Annotated in this window: 4 protein-coding genes; 3 read left to right on the forward strand and 1 reads right to left on the reverse strand. The window is 61.0% G+C overall.

Annotation, left to right across the window (positions count from 1 at the left end; all coding sequences use genetic code 11):
• Window positions 1-97 precede the first annotated feature (97 nt).
• The 3 genes from clpP to IRZ24_RS16455 all read left to right on the forward strand — a co-directional run bounded on the left by clpP (window position 98) and on the right by IRZ24_RS16455 (window position 2,818).
• A complete protein-coding gene (gene clpP, locus IRZ24_RS16445) occupies window positions 98-760 on the forward strand; it encodes an ATP-dependent Clp endopeptidase proteolytic subunit ClpP (protein ID WP_322480632.1) in 663 nt (220 codons plus the stop codon).
• A gap of 331 nt (window positions 761-1,091) precedes the next feature.
• Window positions 1,092-2,093: an HAD family hydrolase gene (locus IRZ24_RS16450; protein WP_297166465.1), complete on the forward strand. Its 1,002-nt coding sequence runs from the start codon at window positions 1,092-1,094 to the stop codon at window positions 2,091-2,093.
• Entirely contained in the window at window positions 2,090-2,818 is a 729-nt protein-coding gene (locus IRZ24_RS16455) for a class I SAM-dependent methyltransferase (protein WP_297166469.1), read from the forward strand. Before IRZ24_RS16450 ends, IRZ24_RS16455 begins: the two co-directional genes overlap by 4 nt.
• A 45-nt stretch (window positions 2,819-2,863) precedes the next feature.
• On the opposite strand, the gene IRZ24_RS16460 is transcribed toward IRZ24_RS16455, so the two are convergent.
• A partial coding sequence (locus tag IRZ24_RS16460; RefSeq protein WP_297166472.1) for a type ISP restriction/modification enzyme occupies window positions 2,864-5,201 on the reverse strand: 2,338 nt, incomplete at its 5' end.

Here is a 5,201-nt window from a genome sequence, read left to right on the forward strand (position 1 = left end):
GGGTGGAGGGAGGTCCAGCCACAAGAGCTGTTCTTCTCATGTCTGTATGCATTTATATGCCACGAGCGACAACTGAACGAGATCACAAGGAGCGAACATGGGATCGGTATTCAATCCCCGAGACCCCAAGTGGATCAAAGAGTCCAGGGAATTTCTAGAGCCGCGAGGCATCATCCCCGGTGTTGTGGAGTCGACCCCGCGCGGCGAACGCATGTGGGATATCTATTCGCGCCTGTTGAAGGAGCGTATCATTTTTGTAGGGACGCCCATTAATGATCAGGTAGCCAATGTCACGGTAGCTCAGCTGCTCTACTTACAGAGCGAGGACGCGACCAAGGACATCTACCTCTATATTAACTCCCCGGGCGGTAGCATCTACGCTGGCTTGGCGATTTACGATACCATGCAGTGGGTCAAGCCGGATGTCTCGACGGTCTGCGTGGGGATGGCTATGAGCATGGGGGCGGTCTTGCTGGCTGCCGGCGCCAAAGGCAAGCGCTTCTGTCTGCCCAACTCAACGGTGTTGATTCATCAGCCGCTGGGTGGTGCTGAAGGCCAGGCCGCCGATATCGAGATCACGGCCCGCGAGATCCTGCGCCTGCGCCGCATCATCTATGAGATCCTCTCGCGTCACACCGGTCAGACGGTGGAGCGCATTATGCAGGACTCCGACCGCAACTACTACCTCTCTGCGCAACAGGCGGTAGAGTACGGTCTTGCCGATGATGTCCTCTCCAAAGCGGAAGAGAGCGAGCGCTAGCTAAGGCGGGGAACCGCCAAGGGCGGGTCGTCCCGTTTACCTCTGTCTGTTTGTCGTTCCTGGCTGTGTGGGTGATCTCTGGCCCTCTTGCTTGCTCTGCAGGTGTTTGCTAGCTAACAGTTGAAGATGACAGATGGAGCGTTAAGCCTGACGAGCACTGGCGAGATCTGACACGATTATGGCTGAGCGAGCCTCTGGCTAACTGGCTGCCTGCCTCTCTCAACCTGAGTGGAAAGGCTGCCAAGACAAGCTATGCCAGATAGGCTTGCCTGGACCGGCAGGCCCGGGGTGAGAAGGGACGACCCGCGCCCCCGCTCGAGGGAAGAGCAACTTGAGGTTATTGCTTGTGAAGGGACGCATCATTCGCTGCGTGCTCTTTGATCTTGGCGATACGCTCTGGTACCGGAAGGACCCAGAGACCTGGCGTCGCCTGGAGTTCGCGGCAAATTGTCAGGCGATCGCCCTCCTACGGACGCACCTGGAGTCGTGCAGCCTCCCTGACCAGGACGATGTGACGCTGGGCCGGTCGCTACGCGTCGCCTTTGATGCTCAGACGCGGGCCCGGATTCGGCGTGATCCCAGCCATGAGCCGGATGGGGCTGAGGTGGCGATGGAGACCCTGGCTCAACTGGGTTGGGGCCAGATCGATCGCCAGCTTGGGGCTGCCCTCTTTGAGGCGCTGCGCGTGCGTATTATCGATTCGCGCTTGCTCTATGATGATGCTCTGCCAACGCTGGCTGAGTTGCGCCGGCGCGGTTTTCTTCTTGGGGTGGTGACGAATCGCCTCTGGGGAGGCCCTCCTTTTCAAGAGGATTTGCGGGCCTTTGGCCTCTTCGAGTACTTTGACCCCACTACCATCGCTATTTCTGCCGATCTGGGTGTGCGCAAGCCCGACCCAGCGATCTTCTTGCATACGCTCCGTGCTCTGAATGTCTCCCCCGCTGAGGCGGCAATGGTCGGCGATTCGTTACGCTCCGATATCGTCGGAGCCAAGCGCCTGGGCTTGTTGGCAATTTGGAAGCCGAAGCCGCGCGTACGTGAGGCGCTGCAGGCTCGCCTGGTAGCGCCCGGGGCTGCCAGTGCCGGCGCTGCTTTCGGGCAGCAGGAGCCTTGTGCTTCTTCCTCGGCTACCGGGGGTGCCAGCGATCTCCCGCCTGATCTGCCCCCGGGACTGCATGTGACCGATGATGATTATGTGCTCTCGACGGTGCAGGGGCCGGCCAGTGATCCGTTGGCTCTGCTGGCGAGCGATGCTGAGGAGTATAAGCCTGATCTGATGATTGAGCATTTGAGCGATTTGCTGGAGATTTTTCCAAAGGCGGGTGCGCTGTGAGTCTGCGAGGGCGTCTGCGGCATGTGCTCTTTGAGACGCTCTATGGCAATCGCTATCTCTATCGTTTGGCCAGCACGGTGCCTTTTGCCGGGCAGTGGCGGGTCTGGCAGCGGCTGGTCTTGCCGCGCGTGGTAGGGCGCGACGTGCTGGAGCTGGGCTGTGGCCTGGGCGATCTGCTGGCTGATCTATGTGAGCAGGGCTATCGGTGCGTTGCGGTTGAGCGCTCGCCCGAGATGGTGGCGGCGGCGCGTGCAACTCTGCAGCGGCGCAAGGTGGGCCAGCCAGGTCAGGTGCTGCTCGGCGAGGCCCAGCATCTCCCCTTTGCTGATGCCTCCTTTGATACGGTGGTCAGTACTTTCCCCTCTGACTATATTGTTGATCCCGATACCATCGCTGAGGTGGCGCGTGTGCTGCGTCCTGGTGGGCGGCTGGTGGTGGTTGAGGGGGCCAATCTGCTCCCGGTCGGTCTCTTGCAGCCTGTGCTCTTGCTGGTCCATTGGCTGGTCTATGGTTTCTACCCTCGCTCCTCTCCTGTCGAGGAGAAGCACCGCGTGCTGCGGGTGGAGCGCGATGAGACGACTGGACTGACGACCGAGGAGCTTCCTGCGACTCCCTTCGGGCTGCGTATTCCGCTGGAGCGCTTTGGCCTGCGGCGCCGCTCGGAGCGGGTGCGTAGTCGGCGCTGGGAGGCTTATCTGACGATCGGTGAGAAGCCGTCTGCCTGATCGTCGCCAGCCTTGGATTGGTAAGCGGGCTTCGCCGCTCCGGCTTCAGGCTGATGGACAGGCGGCCTGCCAGTCTTCGGGGGTGATCGCCTGTTCGAGTTCTTCCATCAGGGTCAGGGTTTGCAGGCTGACGGTCACGACCTGCTTGAGCAGGCGCACAATGTAGTCGGGGTCGTCGGGCCGGTTGGGATCAAGGACGATGCCGCTATGGGGGTCACGGCGGAGCTGGTACTGCTCTAGCACCCACTCCAGCGCTGAGCGACCGCCCAGCACGTAGCGGAAACAGTCCTCTGGGACGTCGGCCAGGGTGAGGCCGGAACTGACCTGGATGGTGCGCCGGTCGGGGCTGAGGCGCAGGCGCTCGATGCGGCGGTTGGCGCGGTAGCTGAAGCGCTCGTCTTCGATCTCGCGCAGCGGATAGGGGTCAAGCCGCTCATAGTGGATGTGCAGGTCGAGAAGCTGCCGGCCCAGGCTGACGGCGGCCCAGAAAGCTTCGTTGCGCTTGAGCAGGGGAATGCGTGGCAGCTCGTGCTTGAGCTGCTCGGCGTAGCGCTCGCGGTAGGCGGGATGGTGCAGGATGGCGTAGACGTAGTGGAAGAGGTCCCATTTGCTGACCTGGGGACCGTAGTGGCGCTGGAAGAGGGCCAGGGCGCCATCGGTGATGTTCTCCTGCCGGCTGCCGTCGTCAGCGTAGACGTAGAAGGGGAAGCACTGAATCTTTTCGAAGGCCAGATCAAAGTCTGTTATATGATTGGCTGCGAGGCAGCCGAAGGGCTTGCGGTTGCCCGGGCCGGGAACGCAGATGAGGCGGTTCTCCTCTTCGCTGGCTGGGGTGGGAAGCAGCCGGGGCCACAGACCTTGACGCTGGTTGAGCAGGGGATCGAAATAGAGATACATGCTAGTGAAGGGGCGATAAAGGGCGCGGCGGATGCTATTGGCCTGAAAGCGGGCTTCAACCTGGCGTAAGAAATACTCTTTCAGGCGGCTGCTCCACTTGATCTTTGTCTCGTCAGCGCTGACAAAGCGATCGAGGTCTGCTGGTCTGTTTGCCCGTCGCCAGCGTGCAAGGTCGCTGTTGTAGACGTCGATCATTTGCTGCACTTTCGAAGTCAGTCGGGAGCGGTCGAAGTCATAAACCCAGACGTTGCGACCCGTCTGGACACCAAGCGAGTAGGCCGCAAAGATGGTCAGGTGATCGCTATCTTCCGCAGATGTTGCTGCTCGTTTGCTTTCCTTGGTGCCCAGCGGCAAGAAGCTCCTCCACTCAGGGGCTGGCGCCAGTTCCAGCCAGCGCCGGGGCGTGGCCGGTTCTAGCCGCTGCCAGGGGATCTGCCCCATGCTGCGCTTCTCGCGCAGAAAGTTTAGCTTCTCCTCCTTGCGCCAGTCCTCGGGAATGCGGTAGTAGGCGAGGCGGCGCTCCTGCTGATGGGCCGCGCGAATCGCCAGGGTGATGCCGACGCCAACCTGGATGCCAAAGACGTTATGGGTCGTGCCCGAGAGGCGCGGATTGCGGCGGACGTTGCCATGCAAATCAAGATGGTAGATGTGGATGAAGTCCTGGAGGAGGTGATGGCGCATGCCGTCAAAGGCAAAATGGTCGATGAAGGAGTTGTTGGAGACGAAGCAGACGATGCCGTCGCGCCCCCGCAGGCGGTCGCTGGCCCAGCGGAAGAAGCGCACATAGGCATCGTAGAGCATGCTGCGATTGGTGGCCTGGGAGTCGCGGACATAGGTGTCGCGGATGCGCTGGTCGAGGAGCTGGTAGGGGCGATTTTTGTTGTTCTCGTTCTCGCGCTTCTGGCCGACGTTGTAAGGCGGGTTGCCGATGATGACCATGATGTCGGCCTCTTTCTCGCGCAGCACGCGCTGCGTGTTCTCCTCAACGAAGTAGAGCCTCGGCTGTGTGACCACCGTACCGCCGTTGCTGCTGACCCGCTCGGCCAGCTCCAGCGTATCGACAAAGCAGATGCCCGGAAATGGCTCGTATTCCCCCATGCGCTCGTAGTAGGCGTGCTCGATGTTGAGCGAAGCGATGTAGTAGGGCAAGAGCATGATCTCATTGCAGAAGAGATCTTCTGTGTATTTCTGGCGCAGGGCACTGCGGGGGAGACGCTTCAGAATATTGACAATGAAATTGCCGGTGCCGGTGCAGGGATCAAGGATCTTGACGCCGGGCGTGGCCAGCGAGCAGCCAAACTCGCGCTGAAGGGCCTCATCGACGCTGGCAACCATGAAGTCGACGATCTCCTGCGGGGTGTAAACGATGCCGTAGGTGTCGGCCTTTCTGACCGAGAACCCCTGGAAAAAGCGCTCGTAGACCGTGTTGAGGAAGCGCTGGCGCTCGGTCCAGTCGCGGATGCTGCGCGCCGCCTCCTCGATGGCC

This window comes from Thermogemmatispora sp., assembly GCF_019683755.1.
Taxonomy (GTDB): Bacteria; Chloroflexota; Ktedonobacteria; order Ktedonobacterales; family Ktedonobacteraceae; genus Thermogemmatispora.

Excerpts from the sequence above, each read along its gene's own strand:
- clpP (WP_322480632.1), top strand. The coding sequence starts at position 98 with ATGGGATCGGTATTCAATCCCCGAGACCCCAAGTGGATCAAAGAGTCC.